Here is a 16,575-nt window from a genome sequence, read left to right as displayed (position 1 = left end):
TAATGTTCTTCCTGCGTCCGGGCGATTAGCTCAGTGGGAGAGCGCTTCGTTCACACCGAAGAGGTCACTGGTTCGAACCCAGTATCGCCCACCCGGAACGTCGGCCCGACTGCGAAATCGCAGTCGGGCCGACGCCGTTCCGGCCACGCCGCGGGGCCCGCCGTCGGTAGCGCGCTCCCGTCCTGGCGTCCGGCCTCCGTCCCGTCGCCTCGCCTCCGTCCTGGCGTCCCGCCGCCTCGCGGCCTTCGCCGACCCACCGGCTTCTGGCCCCGGCTACCTCCCTGCACGTCTCGGCCTGCGGTGGATCACGGCCCGGTGCGGCTGTCGGCCACTGCGGGGCTCCGGCGGGGTCGAGTGGGTCGCTGCGGCCGGTGAGACCCGTGTGGCCTGTGAGGTGCGGTTCGTGGGGCCGTGGGGCCCGTGGGGTGCGTGGGGCGTGTGTGGCCCGTGGGGGCGTGACCTGGGGCCCGGGCATTTGCAGCGGCGCTCGCGTTTCCGTGGCCCGGTGAAGCGGCCGCTGTGATCTCCGCAGGTCCGCGCCCCGAGCGGCCGAGGGACCCGGACCGCCGGGCTCCGCCACGCCCGCGACGACACCGGTGGCCCGCCGTTCCGTCGGCGATGCATGCACGCGCCCGGACTCTGCCCTTCCCGGAGGCGCTCCGAGGCCCGGTGCGGGCTGGCCCGTGCCGGGTGGTCGGGCCGAGGCAGTGGTCTCGGGCCCCGGGTCGAGTTCTGGTGGCGGTGCTGGTGGCCCGTCCCGCCTGGAGCGGTGGTGCTGGGGCCGGTCGTCGGGTGGGCTTGCTGGTCGCCCGCCCTCGGGTCGAGAAGCGGCCTCGAGGCCCCTCGGCAGTGCCGCCGGCCCTGCCTGCCACCTGGTCGACTCCCAGGGCTGTTGTCACTGCTCAGCGGCTGCGGCCAAGGCCAGGCCGTGGACGGATGCTGCCCTGCACCGCCCACGGCTCCCGATGAGCCTGTTGCCACCCCGCGGCCTCAGAGACATGCCCACCCCGCCTCCCCGAGCCGGACCTGCGTCAACGGCCCGGGACCGGCCGGCCCTCTGCTCGGCCCGATCCGGCCAGAGGCCCCGCCTCGCCGAGCCGGACCTGCGTCAACGGCCCGGGACCGGCTGGCCCTCTGCTCGGCCCGATCCGGCCAGAACACCGGCGTACGCCCCCACCACAGCCCCCGCGAGGCCGCCTCCTGCCGCCGACCCGCCCCCGATGGCGGCCCCTACGGCAGCCGGCCACCCCCACGCCGACCCGCCCAGCCTGGCCGACGGCGCCCCGGGCCCCCTGCTACCCGGGCTCCTGCCGCCCGGCCCCCGGGCCTCCCGGCGTCACTGTCCGTCACTCCAGGGGCCGGCGCCCCAGCCCCCACCTCCGGCACTCACCCGCCGGAACCGCATCGCCCCGAACCCCGCCCCCGCCCCCACCCGCCCACATACGCCTCCGTCTCCCAGCGCTCACCCCGCTACCCGCACCGCACCAAGTTCCGGCGCACGCCCCCCGCCCAGCCCATGCCGCTCCACGCCCACGGCACCCCACACCTCCTGCGCCCCTCACACCCCATCAATTCGGCCCGCACCACCGTCATCCGCCCTACCTCCAGCCCCGCCCCACCCTCAACCCCCAACCACATGCGGGAGTTCAGCGTTCAGCCCCTCGCCGACATGACCTGACCCCCCGTTCGATGCGCCCAACACAACCCCCACCCCCACCTCCACCCCAAGCCTGACCCCCAACGCACCCCTCTGGCCAGCAACTTCGCCCTTCGGTCGACGTCGGGCCGTCCGGGAGTGGTCGCCTTGCCACCTCGTCGCCGGACAAGAAAATCCTGTCCGAATCATTGACGGTCCCTCAACCCCCTCGTACCTTGTGCCAGCAAGCGCTTTCTTGAAACGATTCATGCAAGCGGCAATGACGCTGCGGGGAGGGCCCGACTGTGGGAACCAGCAGGAATGTTGAGAGGCGAACGATCCTCAAGGCCGCGGGGGCGACGGCGGCCACGCTGGGCCTGGCCGCGACCACCGGGTGCGGGGGAGACAGCGGGACCTCCGCCGACGGGACGGTGACGATCCGTTACGCGTGGTGGGGCGGCGAGCCGCGCACCATCGCCATCAAGAAATCGATCGCGCTCTTCGAGAAGAAGTACCCGAAGATCAAGATCAAGCCCGAATTCACCGACTACGAGGCCTTCTGGGAGAAGTTCCAGACCCAGGCCTCCGGCGGAAATCCGCCGGACGTTTTCCAGAATGCGGTCGGCTTCCTGCGCAAGTACGACAAGCGCGGGGTTCTGATGGACCTCAAGGCGCAGGCCGACGCGGGGAACCTGAGGCTGGACAACTTCCGCAACGGGGTGCTGGCGAACGGTCAGGTCGACGGGAAGCAGATCGGCATTCCGGTCGGCGCCAACACCATGGCCCTCGTGATCGACCAGAAGGCTTTCAAGAAGGCAGGCGTCCAGGCGAAGTTCGGCTGGACGTGGACCGAGTACTTCGCCGCGTTGCAGACGATCCAGGACAAGCTGAAGATCGCCGGCGACACCGGCTACTTCGGCATCATGTATCTCTACGACCTGTATCTGCGTCAGAACGGCAAGGCGTTCTTCACGGAGACCGGCCTCGGGTTCACCGAGGACGACGTGACGCAGTGGTGGGAGGACGGCTACAAGCGGGTGAAGTCCGGGCTCGTCGCCGACCCCAAGAAGATCGAGCAGGTGAAGCCGAAGTCGGGTCTGTCCGCCGGTCTCGCCGCTTCCGAGTTCACCTGGGACAACTTCTCCATCCGTTACGAGGGTGAGGGCGATTCCGACTACGGGCTCGCCCCGATCCCCACCACGGACGGCAAGAACACCGGCCAGTACCTCGGCTCGCTGATGCTGAGCGCGTTCTCCGGGACCAAGCACCCGAAGGAAGTGGCCCAGTTCATCGACTTCATGGTCCACGACCCCGAGGTCGGCAAGATCATGGGCTACGACCGCGGCATCCTCGCCACGACCGAGCAGTACGACGCCTTCAAGCCGGCGGACGCACAGAACAAGGGTGTCGCGGCCTACGAGGACGAGGTCGCCAAGGCCGGCGTCCTCGGCAAGATCACCCCGCACCCGTCCGGCGCGGACGTCATCGAGGCGGCCTTCCTGCGGATCGGCGCGGAGGTCGCCCAGGGCAAGACCAAGCCGGCCGACGCCGCGAAGGCGCTGTTCAGCGAGGCCAAGGCCGCGTTCGCGGGCTGAGGGGACGTACCACCATGACGCTCGTCAAGGAAGCGCCCGTCCGTCCGGCGAAGAAGCGGTCCGCCGCTCCGGCCGCCGGGCGGCGCGGGCGGCTGCGCGAGAATCTCGCCGGCTATCTCTTCATGTCGCCGTGGATCGCGGGATTCCTGCTGCTCACCGCGGGGCCGATGATCGCGTCGCTCTACTACGCGTTCACCAGCTACAACCTGTTCACGCCGCCGAAGTGGGTGGGTCTGGACAACTTCACGACGATGTTCCAGGACCCGCGCTGGCAGAAGTCGGTCGAGGTCACGCTCAAGTACGTCGTCGTGGCGACACCGCTGAAACTGCTCCTCGCGCTCGGCGTGGCGCTGCTCCTCGCACAGAAACGGCGCGGACAGGCCCTGTACCGGGCCGCGTTCTACATGCCGTCGCTCATCGGGGCCAGTGTGTCCGTGGGCTTCGTGTGGCGGGCGCTGTTCTCCGACGACGCCGTGGTCGACCGCACCCAGAAGATCTTCGGGGTCGACGTCGGCGGCTGGATCGGCAACCCGGACTACGTCCTGTACGCGCTGGTCGCCCTGAGCGTCTGGCAGTTCGGCGCGCCGATGGTCATCTTCCTGGCGGGGCTCAAGCAGGTGCCGCAGGAGCTGTACGAGGCCGCCGAGATGGACGGGGCGGGGCCGCTGCGCCGGTTCTGGAACATCACGCTGCCGATGATCTCCCCCGTCCTCTTCTTCAACGTGCTGCTGGAGTCGATCCACGCGTTCCAGGTGTTCGGCTCGGCGTACGTCGTCTCCGACACCCGGTGCGGACCGGCCGACGCCACGCTGGTCTACACCTGTTACCTGTATCAGAAAGGCTTCAAGGAGGCGCAGATGGGCTTCGCCTCGGCGATGGCCTGGACGCTGGTGGTGGCGGTCGCGCTGGTCACGGCGGTGCTGTTCTGGTCGCAGAAGAAGTGGGTGCACTACGAGGAGGCCGCCAAGTGAGCACTGCCACCACGCGCGTCGCGCGGTCCGCGAACGAGCGGCGGCGCACCGGGTCCCTCGCCTGGCACGTGGGCGCGCTGCTCGTGCTCGCGGTCGTCCTCTACCCGGTGGTCTGGGTGGTCGGGGCCTCGTTCAAGCCGAGCAAGGACATCATCGCCAGCCTCGACCTGCTGCCCGCCGAGCCGGTCTGGGCGAACTTCTCCGGGCTCGCCGACGGCATCTCCGGGATCTCCGTCACCAGCTTCTTCACCAACTCACTGATGTACGCCGTCCTGGCCGTGGCCGGCGTGGTGCTCTCCAGTTCGCTGACCGCGTACGCCTTCGCCAAGATCCGGTTCGCGGGGCGGAACCTGCTGTTCACGCTGATGATCGGCACCCTGCTGCTGCCGTACCACGTGCTGCTCATCCCGCAGTACGTGCTGTTCCGCAACCTCGGTTACATCGACACCCTGGTCCCGCTCGTGGCCGGGAAGTTCCTGGCGGCGGAGGCGTTCTTCGTCTTCCTGATGGTGCAGTTCATGCGCGGGCTGCCGCGCGAGCTGGACGAGGCCGCCAAGCTGGACGGCTGCGGGCACCTGCGGACCTACTGGTCCGTGGTGCTGCCGCTGAGCCGTCCCGCGATCATCACCAGCGCGATTTTCGCCTTCATCAACGCGTGGAACGACTTCATGGGCCCGTTGATCTACCTCAACACCCCCTCCAAGTACACGGTCTCGCTCGGGCTGATGATGTTCCGCGACCAGGAGGGCATCTCCAACTACGGCAGCATGATCGCGATGTCCCTGGTGGCGCTCGTCCCGGTCATCGCCTTCTTCATGGCCTTCCAGCGCCATCTCATCGACGGCATGGCGACCTCCGGACTGAAGGGCTGAGGCGGTCACCATGGCGCAAGCACGGGTGAAGGCCCGCTCCGCACGCGGGGAGTCGGTGTTCGGCGAGCGGTTCGCGGTCTTCGCCGAGTGCCTGCTCACCGGGGTGTGGACGGCGGTGGCCTGCCTCGGCGTCGTCACCTGTCCCGCGGCCCTCGCGGCCGGGGCCCGGCATCTGCGGCGCCGCACGAGCCACGGGGGCGGCGGCCTGCGGGAATTCGCCGCCGATTTCCGGTCGGCCGTGCGCGGCGGGTGGGCCGTGGGGCTCGCCGGCTGGGCGGCGGCCGCCGCGGTCGCGGTGGACGTCCTGGCGTCGCGGGCAGGGCTTCCCGGCGGGCCGTTCGTCGGGGCGGTGGGCGTCTTCGCGCTGATCGGGCTCGTCGTGACGCTGCTGCGGGCGGCCGCCGTCTGGACGCCCGGCGCCCGCTGGCGGTCGCTGCTCGCGGACGCCGGACGGCGCACCGTGCGCGATCCCGCCGGGTCCTTCCTGATCGTCTGCGGGCCGGCCGTCGTCGCCGTGTCCGCCTGGTTCCTCCCGCCGCTGGCGGTCCCCGCGCTCGGGGCCGCCGTCGCGGCGGCCGTCGCCGTCGAAGTGCGCCGCCCGCACCCCTGACGGCGGCGACCCGGTTCAGGTACGGCGCTCCGGGCGCCGCACCTCTGTCTGTCATGCCCCTGACCATCCCGTTTGCGTACGCCGCACGGAAAGGAAGGCTGCATCCCATGTCTCCCATCCCCCGCAGGTCCCTGCTCAAGGCGGCGGCCGTCGCCGGCGCCGCCGCACAGTTCAGCTGGGCCCTAGGGGCCAAGGACGCCGAGGCCGCGCCGAGAGCCGCGGCGGCGGACACCGACCCCGTCACCCTCGACTGGCTGGAGGACGGCGGCCTCGGCGCGGCCCCCGGCTCCACGCTCGGCGTGCCCTGGCCCATGGGCGCCTACCGCGAGGACCAGACGTTCGCGCTGACCGACGCCGACGGCAAGGACGTGCCCGTCCAGTCCTGGCCGATCGCCTACTGGCCCGACGGATCCCTCAAGTGGACCGCCCACGCCGTGAGTTCGGGGACGGGCAAGCTCACCCTCGCCGCGGGCGCCCCGGCCGCCCCCGCCAGGAAGGTCACCGTCGCCGAGCGCGGCGGCACCATCGACGTGTCGACGGGCGTCATCACCGCGAAGATCGGCACGTCCGGGGCGGTACTCGTCAAGTCCGTCACCCGCGGCTCCACCGAGATCGCCAAGAACGGCCGGCTGGTGCTGATCCGCCAGCCCGAGATCGAGGACGAGGACCAGGGCGCCGTCAGGACCGAGCGTTTCGAGGGCGCCATCGACGGGGTGAGCGTCGAGCAGTCGGGCCCGGTCCGCGCGGTCGTCCGTATCGACGGCAAGCACCGCAAGGGCAAACGCAGTTGGCTGCCGTTCTCCATCCGCCTCTACTTCTACGCGGGCGCCGACTCCTTCCGCATGGTGCACACCGTCACCTACGACGGGAAGCAGGAGCCCGGCAAGGCGAGCGGCGACTTCATCCGGGGCCTCGGCGTCCGCTTCACCGTCCCGATGCGCGACGAGTCCTACGACCGCCACATCCGCATCGGCGGCGAGGGCACCGGCCTGCTGCGCGAGGCCGTCAAGGGCATCACCGGACTGCGGCGCGACCCCGGAGCGGCGGTGCAGGCCGCCCAGTACGCGGGCCGGAAGCTGCCCGACCCCGCCACCTGGGACCAGCGGGTCACCACCCGCCTCCAGTACATCCCCGAATGGGGCGACTACACCCTCTCCCAGCTCTCCGCCGACGGCTTCACCCTGCGCAAACGGACCAAGAAGGGCCACGGCTGGGTCGGCGCCGGCGGCGGCAGCCGGGCCTCCGGCTTCGGCTACGTCGGCGGCGCGAGCGGCGGGTTCTCCTTCGGCCTGCGGGACTTCTGGGAGAAGCACCCGGCCCAGCTCGACGTCCGCGACGCGCACACCGACGCCGCCGAGGTCACCCTCTGGCTCTGGTCGCCCGAGGCACAGCCCATGGACCTGCGCTTCTACCACGACGGCATGGGCCAGGACACCTTCCCCGAACAGCTCGAAGGCCTCAACATCACCTACGAGGACTACGAGCCCGGCTTCGGCACCCCCTACGGCATCGCCCGTACCTCCGAACTCCTCTTCTGGGCGAACGAGTCGACGCCGACGCCCGAGACGCTCGCCGAGCAGGTCGAGGCCGTGCGGGTGCTGCCGCAGCTCGCGGCGCCGCCCAAGCAGCTCATCAAGGCCAAGGTCTTCGGGCCCGGCCTGTACTCCGAGCCGGACCGCTCCACCCCCGCCAAGGCGAAGATCGAAGACCACCTCGACTTCCTCTTCACCTACTACAAGGGGCAGGTGGAGCAGCGCCGCTGGTACGGCTTCTGGGACTACGGCGACATCATGCACACCTACGACGCCGTGCGGCACCAGTGGCGGTACGACATCGGCGGCTACGCCTGGGACAACTCCGAGCTGTCGCCGGACATCTGGCTCTGGATGGCCTACCTGCGGTCCGGCCGCGCGGACATCTTCCGCTTCGCCGAGTCGATGACCCGGCACACCGGGGAGGTCGACGTCTACCACCTCGGCCAGTGGGCGGGCCTGGGCACCCGGCACGGCGTCCAGCACTACGCCGACAGCGCCAAGCAGCAGCGCATCGCCAACACCACCTACCGCCGCTACTACTACTTCCTCACCGCCGACGAACGCGTCGGCGACCTCATGCACGCCAACGTCGACTCCGACGAGACGTTCCTCGCCCTGGACCCGCTGCGCAAGATCCGCACCGAGCCCTACACCCCCGACCGGCACGCCCTGTCGATCGGCTTCGGCACCGACTGGAGCGGCCTCGTGTCCGCCTGGCTGACCGAGTGGGAACGCAAGGGCCCCAAGTGGGAGAAGGCCAGGGCGCGCGTGCTGTCGACCATGGAGACGATCGCCGCCCAGCCCAACGGCTTCGTCCAGGGCAGCGGCCTCTACGACCTGGACACCGGCCGGTTCGCCGTCGCCGCCCAGCCCAAGGTCGAGGTCTCGCACCTGTCGGCCGTCTTCGGCCTCAACGAGCTGTGCGCCGAGCTGATCCACCTGGTCGACATGCCGAAGTTCAACGAGGCCTACTTCGACTACTGCCGCTACTTCAACGCCACCAAGGCGGAGCAGACGGCACGCTACGGCTCCAACTTCGGCACCCTGCTGCTCTTCCAGGGCCACTCGCGCCTCGACGCCTACGCCGCCGTCCAGACCGGGGACGCGGCGCTCGCCAAGCGGGCATGGGCGAAGTTCTACGGCTCCGACGGCTACACCGAGTCCTCGCCGTGGAAGACGGAGCCGCTCAGCGGCCCCGCCACCCTGGTCCCGGGCAGCGAGGCCGCCTGGGTCGCCACCAACGACACCGCCCTCTACGGCCTCGCCGCCATCGAGAACCTGGCGCTGCTCGGCGACAAGATGCCCTAGAGGCCGCCCGAGGCCCGTCGTTCGGACACCCCGCGCGGACGCGGGGGCCGGCGGATACCGCCGACGCCCCGCGTGCCGCCCGGACGACAGGCCTTAACGCATCCGCCCCAGCACCTCCCGCACCCGCCGGACATCCCGCAGCCGCCGCTCGTACGTCGCCCCGAGGGCGAGCAGCAGCAGGCCGGCGAGTGCGGGCGGCGCCCAGCGCGGCAGCGCGTCGCTCACCTGGACCAGATAGGGGGCGAGTTCGTGCAGCGCGTCCAGGGTGAGGACCGAGCCGCCCAGCACCAGCGGGGCCTGGAGGCGGTGGCGGGCACCCAGCAGGGTCAGCAGCAGAGCGGACGCGCCCAGCAGCAGGGGGCGGATCCAGCCCGGGTCGCTCCAGGCCGCGGCCAGGCTCGGCACCAGCGTCGCCGCGAGACCGGGGCCGTACGCGGTCCAGGAGGAGGCCTGCGGGTCCCGGCGCCGGCGCGTCATCCCGACGAACAGCGCCGGGACCGTCGCCACCAGGGTGTACGCCTCCGTGACGCCCACCTGCCAGGACGCCAGCCGCACCCATGACGCCAGCACGGACAGGACGACGGCCGCGTAGCCGACGCGACGCCGGTCCGGGCGCACGGCCGTGGCCGCGGCGACGACCGCGCACAGGGCCAGCACCAGGGCCAGCAGCGGCGGGTCGGACGCGGCGAGCCCGACGGCCGCCGCGGCGGCACCCGCGCCGGTGACCTCCACCACGACGGTCGTCACCGGGTCGGCGGTGCGCCACGCGACCAGCGCCGCCACCGCGGGGACCACGAGCACCAGCAGGGCGATGTGCTCCGGCCGCCAGCCGGAGGCGGCGCCCGCCGCCACGGCCAGGGCCGTCGCCCAGCCCAGGGACGCGCCGGCGGACACGGCCGCCGCACGGCCGCGCCACGCGGCCCCCGCGAACAGCGCGGTCAACGCCGCGAGCACGGTCAGCGTCGCCGCCTGCGCGGCCAGGGAGAGAACGGCGAGTGCGAGCGAGACGAGCAGGGCGGAGGCGACGATCGCCTCCGCACGGACCGTCGTCCGCGTAGCCGACGCCAGCAGCGCGGCGACAGTGACGCCCAGCAGGAGCAGGCCCACGGTGTAGGGGAGTTCCAGCGCCGTGGGGACGACCATCAGCGCCGCGAGGAGCAGCCCGAGCGAGGCGGTCCGGGCCTGGGCGCGCCACTCGCCGTCCCGGACCGCCGTCGCCAGGACCACCGCGACGGCGGCGAGGAGCAGGGGAGCGGTGACCGCGTAAGGCGGCCAGGACGCGTCCATGGTCACCGCGGCACGGGCGTCGGCCGGGGCGCCGGACCAGACACGCCCCAGCCAGGCCGCGGGGCCCAGCAGGGTGACGCCGACGGCCGGCGTGGCCCACAGCACCGCCCCCGCCTGGACCAGCCCCGAGGCCCAGGCGACACCCCGGCGCACCTCCTCCGGGCCCCGGACGGCGGCCAACAGGGCGATCCCGCACGCCAGATACCCGGGCACGGTCCAGTCGCCCGGCGTCCACGCCCGCAGGACGCCGCCCGCGGCGGCGACCGCGCACAGCGCGCCGGCCAGCGTCGGGCCCGTCGCGAACGCCGGGCCGGGGGCGAACCGGGCCGCGCCCAGGGAGATCGCCGCGGCGAGGACGAGGAGCGCCGCCGCGCGGGCCGCCGCACCGGGGCCGTCCGCCGCGAGCGACAGGCCGGCCGCCGCCAGGGCGCCCGCGCCGCCGGCGGCGCACGCGCACACCGCCGCGACCGTGCGCACCGGCCGCCACGTGACCCGCAGCGCGACCGCCGCGTCGAACGCGGCCGTCAGCAGCACCGCCGCCGTGACCGCGTGCGACCCGCCCCCGGCCGCGACCGCCCAGAGCGGCAGCACGAGCTGGGCCACCGTCAGGGCGGCCGGGCGGGGCAGCCGCGGGCCGGCCTTGCCCGGCAGCGCGGCGAGGGCCGTGCCGTACGCCGTCCAGACCGCCGCCAGCGCCGCCGACGCGGCCGCCGCGTACGCCGTGCCGTCCGCCGCGCCGAACGCGACCTCGTACAGGGCGTACGCGTCGAGCACCGTCAGCGCGAGACCGAGGCCCGCGACCGACTCGGCGGTCGAGCGCAGCCCCCGCCGCAGCAGCGCCACGGGCGCGCCGAGCACCGCGAGGGTGACCGCGCCGAGGACCGCGCTGCGCCCGGCGATCCCGAGGTGGCCCCAGCTGACCAGTGTGAACACCATCGCCGCGACGGTGAGCAGGACCCCGCCGAGCAGGAGGAGAACGTTCTGCACACCGGGTGCGGTGGCCTCCGGGCGGCGGGCCGGGACCGCGGGCGCGGACCGGCTCGGCCAACCCGGCGCGACCGGCGCCGCCGCCTGCTGAGCCGTCGCCTGCTGAAGGGCGGCGACCAGCCAGGCGCGGCGGGCCAGCAACTGCGCCCGGCGGACGTCCAGTCGGCGCAGCTCGGTGTCGAGGAGCCGCAGCTCCTCGGCCGGGGGCGGAAAATGCGTCATGCCTGGGAGTGTGGTTCGCGTCACGGCCCCGGGCATGAGCGCGCGTACTCAGAACGTACTCATCCGCACTGGCCGGGCCGTGCGCGGGCACACTCAGCCCATGGACTGGACCCGTTACCGCTTCCACAGCCGATGGGCCCTGCCCGCGCCGCCCGACCGCGTGTACGAGGCGCTGGGCCGGGCCGAGGACTACCCGCGCTGGTGGCCGCAGGTGCGCGAGGTGAGCCGGGTCGACGACACGACCGGCGTCGTCCGGGTCCGCTCCGCCCTCCCGTACGACCTGACCTTCACCGTGCGCGCGGTGCGCAGCGATCCGGCCGCCCGCGTCCTGGAGATCGCGCTGTCGGGCGAACTCGACGGCTGGGCGCGCTGGACGGTCACCGCCGACGGCCCCGGCGCCGTCGCCCGCTACGAGCAGGCCGTCCGTGTGGACAAACCGCTGCTGAGGCGGTTCGCCGTGCCGGGGCGGCCGCTGTTCCGCCTGAACCACCGGCTGATGATGCGCGCCGGGCGGCGCGGTCTCACCGCGCACCTGGAAGCGGTTTGAAGGAAGCGCACGGAGCCCTGTATGGTTCAGTGCGTTCCCGGGCGATTAGCTCAGTGGGAGAGCGCTTCGTTCACACCGAAGAGGTCACTGGTTCGAACCCAGTATCGCCCACCGGGAGAGGCCGGTCCGCGTCGGCGGACCGGCTTTTTCGTGTCCGCCGGCAGCCGCCCGGACGTCCTGTGGCGCGTCCGGGACGTCCTCGACGTCCCGGCTTCCTAGGCCGCCGCCGGCATCTCCGGCCGCAAGGGCCACGACGTGTCCACCGTCTCCGGGGTGCCGCTGCGGGCGAACCACGCCTGAAGCCCTCGCGCCTGCGCCGCGTGCCAGGTCGTCTGGAGGGTGTGCAGCTCGGCCGGGGACAGCCGCTCCAGCCGCGTCGCGAACCGGCGGCCCAGCGCCCGGACGACCTCCAGCGCGGCCAGCGCGTCCGCCGCCGCGTCGTGCGCCTCCGCCAGCGTCACCTCGTAGTGCGCGCACAGGTCGGTGAGCGTGCGCCGGCCCTTGCGGTAGCGGTCCAGATGCTTGTCCAGCACCCTGGGGTCCAGTACCCGCAGCGGCGTCGCGTCCAGCCAGTCGCCCAGCGACGAGGCGCGGTGCCTGCGCAGCTCGCGGTCGAGCAGCGTCAGGTCGAACGGCGCGTTCATGACCACCAACGGCCGTCCGGCCGCCGCCTGTTCGGCGAGCAGCTCGGCTATCTCGAACATCACCGGCGACGGCCAGCGCCCGTTGCGCTGCAGGTGGTCGTCGGTCAGCCCGTGCACCTCCGTCGCCCCGGCGGGCACCGGGACGCCCGGGTTCACCAGCCACCGGCTCACCCGCGGCCTCGCCCCCGGCGCGTCCTGGACGACGAGGGCGGCCGACACGATGCGGTCGGTCTCCACGTCGACGCCCGTCGTCTCCGTGTCAAATGCGGCCAGAGGCCCCTCGTACCAGTACGCCATCCCACTCAACCCCTCGTTCAGCCATGGCAGCTGACGCACCGTCTTCTGCCGCTTTGGTGATACCCGGGCTGTTTGCGCCGTACGCCGGAAGGACACAACACGAGTACGGGTCTTTGCAGTTCAGCGGCCCGTCCCGAAGACCGGCTCCGGTGGGAAGGCTGTTGGCCATGGCGATTGCGCAGCCCGAGCGGGGCGGGCTGCTGCCTGAACGCGCGGACGTTCACCGCGGCACGCTCGCCACCACCGCCTGCATGGAGACGCTCCAGGTGGGCTATCTGCACGCCGTCGCGGCCGCCGCCGGCTGCTCGCTGTCCCAGCCCTTCCCGGACAACGGCATCGACTGGCACGTCAGCCACAGCGCGCCCGGCCACACGGTCGACGACGAGGTCACCATCAAGGTGCAGCTCAAGGCCACCTACCAGGTGCGCCCCGACCCGCCGGGCCGTTTCTTCTCGTTCACCCTCGACAACGACCATCTGCGCAAGCTCGCCCGCACCCCCGTCTCGGTGCACAAGATCCTCGTCGTGATGATCGTCCCCCGGTCGCGGGAACAGTGGCTGCGGGCCGGTCACGACCGCCTCGACCTGCGGCACTGCTGCTACTGGGTCAATCTCGCCGGCCACCCGGTCACCGGCCGGACCCGGACCACCGTGCGCATACCGACCGCACGCATCTTCGACGACCGGGCGCTGTGCGAGATCATGACGCGGGTCGGGACGGGAGGCAGACCGTGACCCACCGCCCCCTCGACGAGCGGCTCCGGCCCGTGCGGCCGCACCCCGCGGCCCCCTGGAACCAGCCCCCCGAGCCCGCCGAGGTCGACCCCGCCGTCCTCGGCGTCCTGCTGCGCCGGCACGGCTGGCAGCGGCGCGGGGGAGCGGCAGGCCGCTACGGCCGCTGGACCCCGCCCGGACCCGGCGGCGCCGGCACCAGCCTCCTCGTGCCCGAGAGCCGCGCCTTCCCCGACAGCGACGACCTGCTCGGCGAGGCGCTCGCCGCACTCGCCCGCAGCGGGACCCCGGCCGCGCGCGAGGTGCTCGTCGCCCTGGCCGTGCCGAGCGACGAGATCCGCTGGTGGCGGGACTCGCCGACCGGGCCCGCCGGGGCCGCCTCCTGGGCCGTGGAGGAGCAGCTGCGCGCCGCCGCCCGCGGGATGCTGCTGGCCGGCGCGCTCGCCACCCGCGCGCGTGCGGGCTACCACGGCGCCCGGCACCGGCGCGCCGCCCTGGCCGCGCTGGACGGCGTCCTGGTCGGGTCCGCCACCGGGGGGCGCCGGCTGACCGCCTTCGTGCCGGTCGCCGGCGCCCGCTCCCTGGCGGTCCGTCTCCACCAGGCCCTCTACGCCGTCCGCGAGGCCGTCGACTACCAGCGGGCCACCGGCCGCACGGACGCCTTCGACGGCGCCGTGGAGGCCGGCGCCAGCCGCGAGCTGACCGAGGCGCTGATCGCCCTCGTACGCGGCGCCGAGGGCGCGCGGATCGCCGTCGAATGGTCGCCCGCGGCCGGCGTCCCCGCGCACTGCGCCGCGGGCGGGGAACCGGTGGAGTTCTCGCCCGGCGACCTGTCCGTGCTGCGCGAGGCGGGAGCCCGCTATCTGCGCGAGGAGCCCTCCGTGAGCGTGCGGATCACCGGCACGGTCGTCCGGCTGCGCAGGGCCGGACCGCGCGGCGACGGCAGCGTACGGCTGCGGGTGCTGGCCGGCGCGGAGATCCCGCATCTGCGGCTCACCCTCGGCGAGGAGGACTACCGCGTCGCCGGGCAGGCCCATCTCGTCGGACTGCCGGTGCGGGTGCAGGGCCTGCTGGAGAGCCGGGGCGGGTTCCGCAGACTCACCGGCGCCCGCGGGGTCGCCCCCGTGCAGGTGGACGAGGCCGAACGGGACCGGCTGATGAAGTCGATGCGGGGCAGCGCGCAGGGCGCCGACGTCTTCGGGGAGGCGTGCGCCGAGGACGCCCGCGAAGGGGAACGGCCGGGGGACTGATTTCGCGGTCGGCGGGTGCGGGTCGGTACGATCGCCTCTTGCGCGCGCTCACGGTATGGCGCCGCACCCCCTTCAGTCAGGAGAGACCGGTGTCAGACGTCCGTGTGATCATCCAACGCGATTCCGAGCGGGAAGAGCGCACGGTGACGACGGGCACCACGGCCGCCGAGCTGTTCGCCGGCCTGCGCTCGATCGTCGCCGCCCGGGTGGCCGGCGAGCTCAGGGACCTGTCGTACGAGGTCCACGAGGGCGACGAGATCGAGGGCGTCGAGATCTCCTCCGAGGACGGCCTGAACATCCTGCGCCACTCCACCGCGCACGTCATGGCCCAGGCCGTGCAGGAGCTGTTCCCCGAGGCCAAGCTGGGCATCGGCCCGCCGGTCAAGGACGGCTTCTACTACGACTTCGACGTGGAGAAGCCCTTCACGCCCGAGGACCTCAAGGCCGTCGAGAAGAAGATGCAGGAGATCCAGAAGCGGGGGCAGCGGTTCGCCCGGCGCGTCGTCACCGACGAGGCCGCCCGCGAGGAGCTCGCCGACGAGCCCTACAAGCTGGAGCTGATCGGCCTCAAGGGCTCGGCCTCCAGCGACGACGGCGCGGACGTCGAGGTCGGCGGCGGCGAGCTGACGATCTACGACAACCTCGACGCCAAGACCGGCGAGCTGTGCTGGAAGGACCTGTGCCGCGGTCCCCACCTGCCCACCACCCGCAACATCCCGGCCTTCAAGCTGATGCGCAACGCAGCCGCCTACTGGCGCGGCAGCGAGAAGAACCCCATGCTCCAGCGCATCTACGGCACCGCCTGGCCCTCGAAGGAGGAGCTGAAGGCCCACCTCGACTTCCTCGCCGAGGCCGAGAAGCGCGACCACCGCAAGCTGGGCAGCGAGCTGGACCTGTTCTCCATCCCGGAGCAGATCGGCTCCGGCCTCGCCGTCTTCCACCCCAAGGGCGGCATCGTCCGCCGGGTCATGGAGGACTACTCGCGCCGCCGGCACGAGGAGGAGGGCTACGAGTTCGTCTACACCCCGCACGCTACGAAGGGGAAGCTCTTCGAGACCTCGGGCCACCTGGACTGGTACGCCGACGGCATGTACCCGCCCATGCAGCTCGACGAGGGCGTGGACTACTACCTCAAGCCCATGAACTGCCCGATGCACAACCTGATCTTCGACGCGCGCGGCCGCTCCTACCGCGAACTGCCGCTGCGCCTCTTCGAGTTCGGGACCGTGTACCGGTACGAGAAGTCGGGCGTCGTGCACGGTCTCACCCGCGCCCGCGGCTTCACGCAGGACGACGCGCACATCTACTGCACCCGTGAGCAGATGTCGGAGGAGCTCGACAAGACGCTCACCTTCGTCCTGGGCCTGCTGCGCGACTACGGCCTGACCGACTTCTACCTGGAGCTGTCCACCAAGGACCCGGAGAAGTTCGTCGGCTCGGACGAGGCCTGGGAGGAGGCCACGGAGACCCTGCGCCAGGTGGCCGAGAAGCAGGGCCTCCCGCTCGTGCCCGACCCGGGCGGCGCCGCCTTCTACGGCCCCAAGATCTCCGTCCAGACGAAGGACGCCATCGGCCGCACCTGGCAGATGTCGACGATCCAGCTCGACTTCAACCTGCCCGAGCGCTTCGACCTGGAGTACACCGGCCCGGACGGCGCCAAGCAGCGCCCGGTCATGATCCACCGCGCGCTGTTCGGCTCCATCGAGCGGTTCTTCGCGGTCCTCCTGGAGCACTACGCGGGCGCGTTCCCGGCGTGGCTGGCCCCGGTCCAGGCGCTCGGCATCCCGATCGGCGACGGGCACGTGGAGTACCTGGAGAAGTTCGCCGCGGCCGCGAAGAAGAAGGGGCTGCGCGTCGAGGTGGACTCCTCCTCCGACCGCATGCAGAAGAAGATCCGCAACGCCCAGAAGCAGAAGGTGCCCTTCATGGTCATCGCGGGCGACGAGGACATGGCCGGCGGCTCGGTGTCCTTCCGCTACCGCGACGGCTCCCAGGAGAACGGCATCCCGTTCGACGAGGCCATCGCGAAGATCGCGAAGGTCGTCGAGGAGCGCACGCAGGTCTGACGCGGTGCGGCGCGGGC

11 protein-coding genes and 2 tRNA genes are annotated in these 16,575 nt (G+C 72.4%); 11 read left to right on the top strand and 2 right to left on the bottom strand.

Going from position 1 to position 16,575, the window contains the following annotated elements:
* Positions 1–19 precede the first annotated feature (19 nt).
* The 6 genes from ACGFSH_RS22100 to ACGFSH_RS22075 all read left to right on the top strand — a co-directional run bounded on the left by ACGFSH_RS22100 (position 20) and on the right by ACGFSH_RS22075 (position 8,527).
* A tRNA-Val gene (locus tag ACGFSH_RS22100) sits at positions 20–91 on the top strand.
* Between the two features lie 1,850 nt (positions 92–1,941).
* Positions 1,942–3,231: an ABC transporter substrate-binding protein gene (locus tag ACGFSH_RS22095; protein ID WP_393351132.1), complete on the top strand. Its 1,290-nt coding sequence runs from the start codon at positions 1,942–1,944 to the stop codon at positions 3,229–3,231.
* A 14-nt stretch (positions 3,232–3,245) separates the two neighbouring features.
* Positions 3,246–4,202, top strand: a complete 957-nt coding sequence (locus ACGFSH_RS22090; RefSeq protein ID WP_393351130.1) for a carbohydrate ABC transporter permease — start codon at positions 3,246–3,248, stop codon at positions 4,200–4,202.
* Positions 4,199–5,074, top strand: a complete 876-nt coding sequence (locus ACGFSH_RS22085; protein ID WP_393351128.1) for a carbohydrate ABC transporter permease — start codon at positions 4,199–4,201, stop codon at positions 5,072–5,074. The genes ACGFSH_RS22090 and ACGFSH_RS22085 overlap by 4 nt, the downstream gene beginning before the upstream one ends.
* Positions 5,075–5,084: 10 nt before the next feature.
* Positions 5,085–5,684, top strand: a complete 600-nt coding sequence (locus ACGFSH_RS22080) for a hypothetical protein (RefSeq protein ID WP_393351125.1) — start codon at positions 5,085–5,087, stop codon at positions 5,682–5,684.
* 107 nt (positions 5,685–5,791) lie between these two features.
* Entirely contained in the window at positions 5,792–8,527 is a 2,736-nt protein-coding gene (locus ACGFSH_RS22075; protein ID WP_393351123.1) for a Tat pathway signal sequence domain protein, read from the top strand.
* Positions 8,528–8,620: 93 nt separating this feature from the next.
* On the opposite strand, the gene ACGFSH_RS22070 is transcribed toward ACGFSH_RS22075, so the two are convergent.
* Entirely contained in the window at positions 8,621–11,023 is a 2,403-nt protein-coding gene (locus tag ACGFSH_RS22070) for an SCO7613 C-terminal domain-containing membrane protein (RefSeq protein WP_393351120.1), read from the bottom strand.
* A gap of 100 nt (positions 11,024–11,123) precedes the next feature.
* Here ACGFSH_RS22070 and ACGFSH_RS22065 point away from each other — a divergent pair, with 100 nt between their 5' ends.
* Together ACGFSH_RS22065 and ACGFSH_RS22060 are read left to right on the top strand one after the other, a co-directional pair.
* Entirely contained in the window at positions 11,124–11,570 is a 447-nt protein-coding gene (locus ACGFSH_RS22065) for an SRPBCC family protein (protein ID WP_393351118.1), read from the top strand.
* 39 nt (positions 11,571–11,609) lie between these two features.
* Positions 11,610–11,681: transfer RNA gene (locus ACGFSH_RS22060), tRNA-Val, on the top strand.
* A 104-nt stretch (positions 11,682–11,785) separates the two neighbouring features.
* On the opposite strand, the gene ACGFSH_RS22055 is transcribed toward ACGFSH_RS22060, so the two are convergent.
* Positions 11,786–12,511, bottom strand: coding sequence for a 3'-5' exonuclease (locus tag ACGFSH_RS22055; protein ID WP_256917214.1), 726 nt, complete (start codon positions 12,509–12,511; stop codon positions 11,786–11,788).
* 167 nt (positions 12,512–12,678) lie between these two features.
* On the opposite strand from ACGFSH_RS22055, the gene ACGFSH_RS22050 reads away from it, so the two are divergent.
* The 3 genes from ACGFSH_RS22050 to thrS all read left to right on the top strand — a co-directional run bounded on the left by ACGFSH_RS22050 (position 12,679) and on the right by thrS (position 16,558).
* Positions 12,679–13,245: a DUF4365 domain-containing protein gene (locus ACGFSH_RS22050; protein ID WP_393351115.1), complete on the top strand. Its 567-nt coding sequence runs from the start codon at positions 12,679–12,681 to the stop codon at positions 13,243–13,245.
* On the top strand, positions 13,242–14,492 hold the full coding sequence (locus ACGFSH_RS22045; protein ID WP_393351113.1) for a hypothetical protein: 1,251 nt from the start codon (positions 13,242–13,244) through the stop codon (positions 14,490–14,492). Before ACGFSH_RS22050 ends, ACGFSH_RS22045 begins: the two co-directional genes overlap by 4 nt.
* An 89-nt stretch (positions 14,493–14,581) precedes the next feature.
* A complete protein-coding gene (gene thrS, locus ACGFSH_RS22040; RefSeq protein WP_393351112.1) occupies positions 14,582–16,558 on the top strand; it encodes a threonine--tRNA ligase in 1,977 nt (658 codons plus the stop codon).
* Positions 16,559–16,575: the final 17 nt, after the last annotated feature.

It is taken from the genome of Streptomyces sp. NPDC048481 (assembly GCF_043200075.1).
Lineage (GTDB): Bacteria > Actinomycetota > Actinomycetes > Streptomycetales > Streptomycetaceae > Streptomyces.
The sequence above is the reverse complement of the archived record's forward strand: the minus strand, read 5'-3'. Positions and strand labels throughout refer to the sequence as shown.

What these genes read in the sequence shown, in the direction of transcription:
- ACGFSH_RS22090 (WP_393351130.1), top strand. Translation starts at nt 3,246, where the DNA reads ATGACGCTCGTCAAGGAAGCGCCCGTCCGTCCGGCGAAGAAGCGGTCC.
- ACGFSH_RS22080 (WP_393351125.1), top strand. Translation starts at nt 5,085, where the DNA reads ATGGCGCAAGCACGGGTGAAGGCCCGCTCCGCACGCGGGGAGTCGGTG.
- ACGFSH_RS22075 (WP_393351123.1), top strand. Translation starts at nt 5,792, where the DNA reads ATGTCTCCCATCCCCCGCAGGTCCCTGCTCAAGGCGGCGGCCGTCGCC.
- ACGFSH_RS22070 (WP_393351120.1), bottom strand. Translation starts at nt 11,023, where the DNA reads ATGACGCATTTTCCGCCCCCGGCCGAGGAGCTGCGGCTCCTCGACACC.
- ACGFSH_RS22065 (WP_393351118.1), top strand. Translation starts at nt 11,124, where the DNA reads ATGGACTGGACCCGTTACCGCTTCCACAGCCGATGGGCCCTGCCCGCG.
- ACGFSH_RS22055 (WP_256917214.1), bottom strand. Translation starts at nt 12,511, where the DNA reads ATGGCGTACTGGTACGAGGGGCCTCTGGCCGCATTTGACACGGAGACG.
- ACGFSH_RS22050 (WP_393351115.1), top strand. Translation starts at nt 12,679, where the DNA reads ATGGCGATTGCGCAGCCCGAGCGGGGCGGGCTGCTGCCTGAACGCGCG.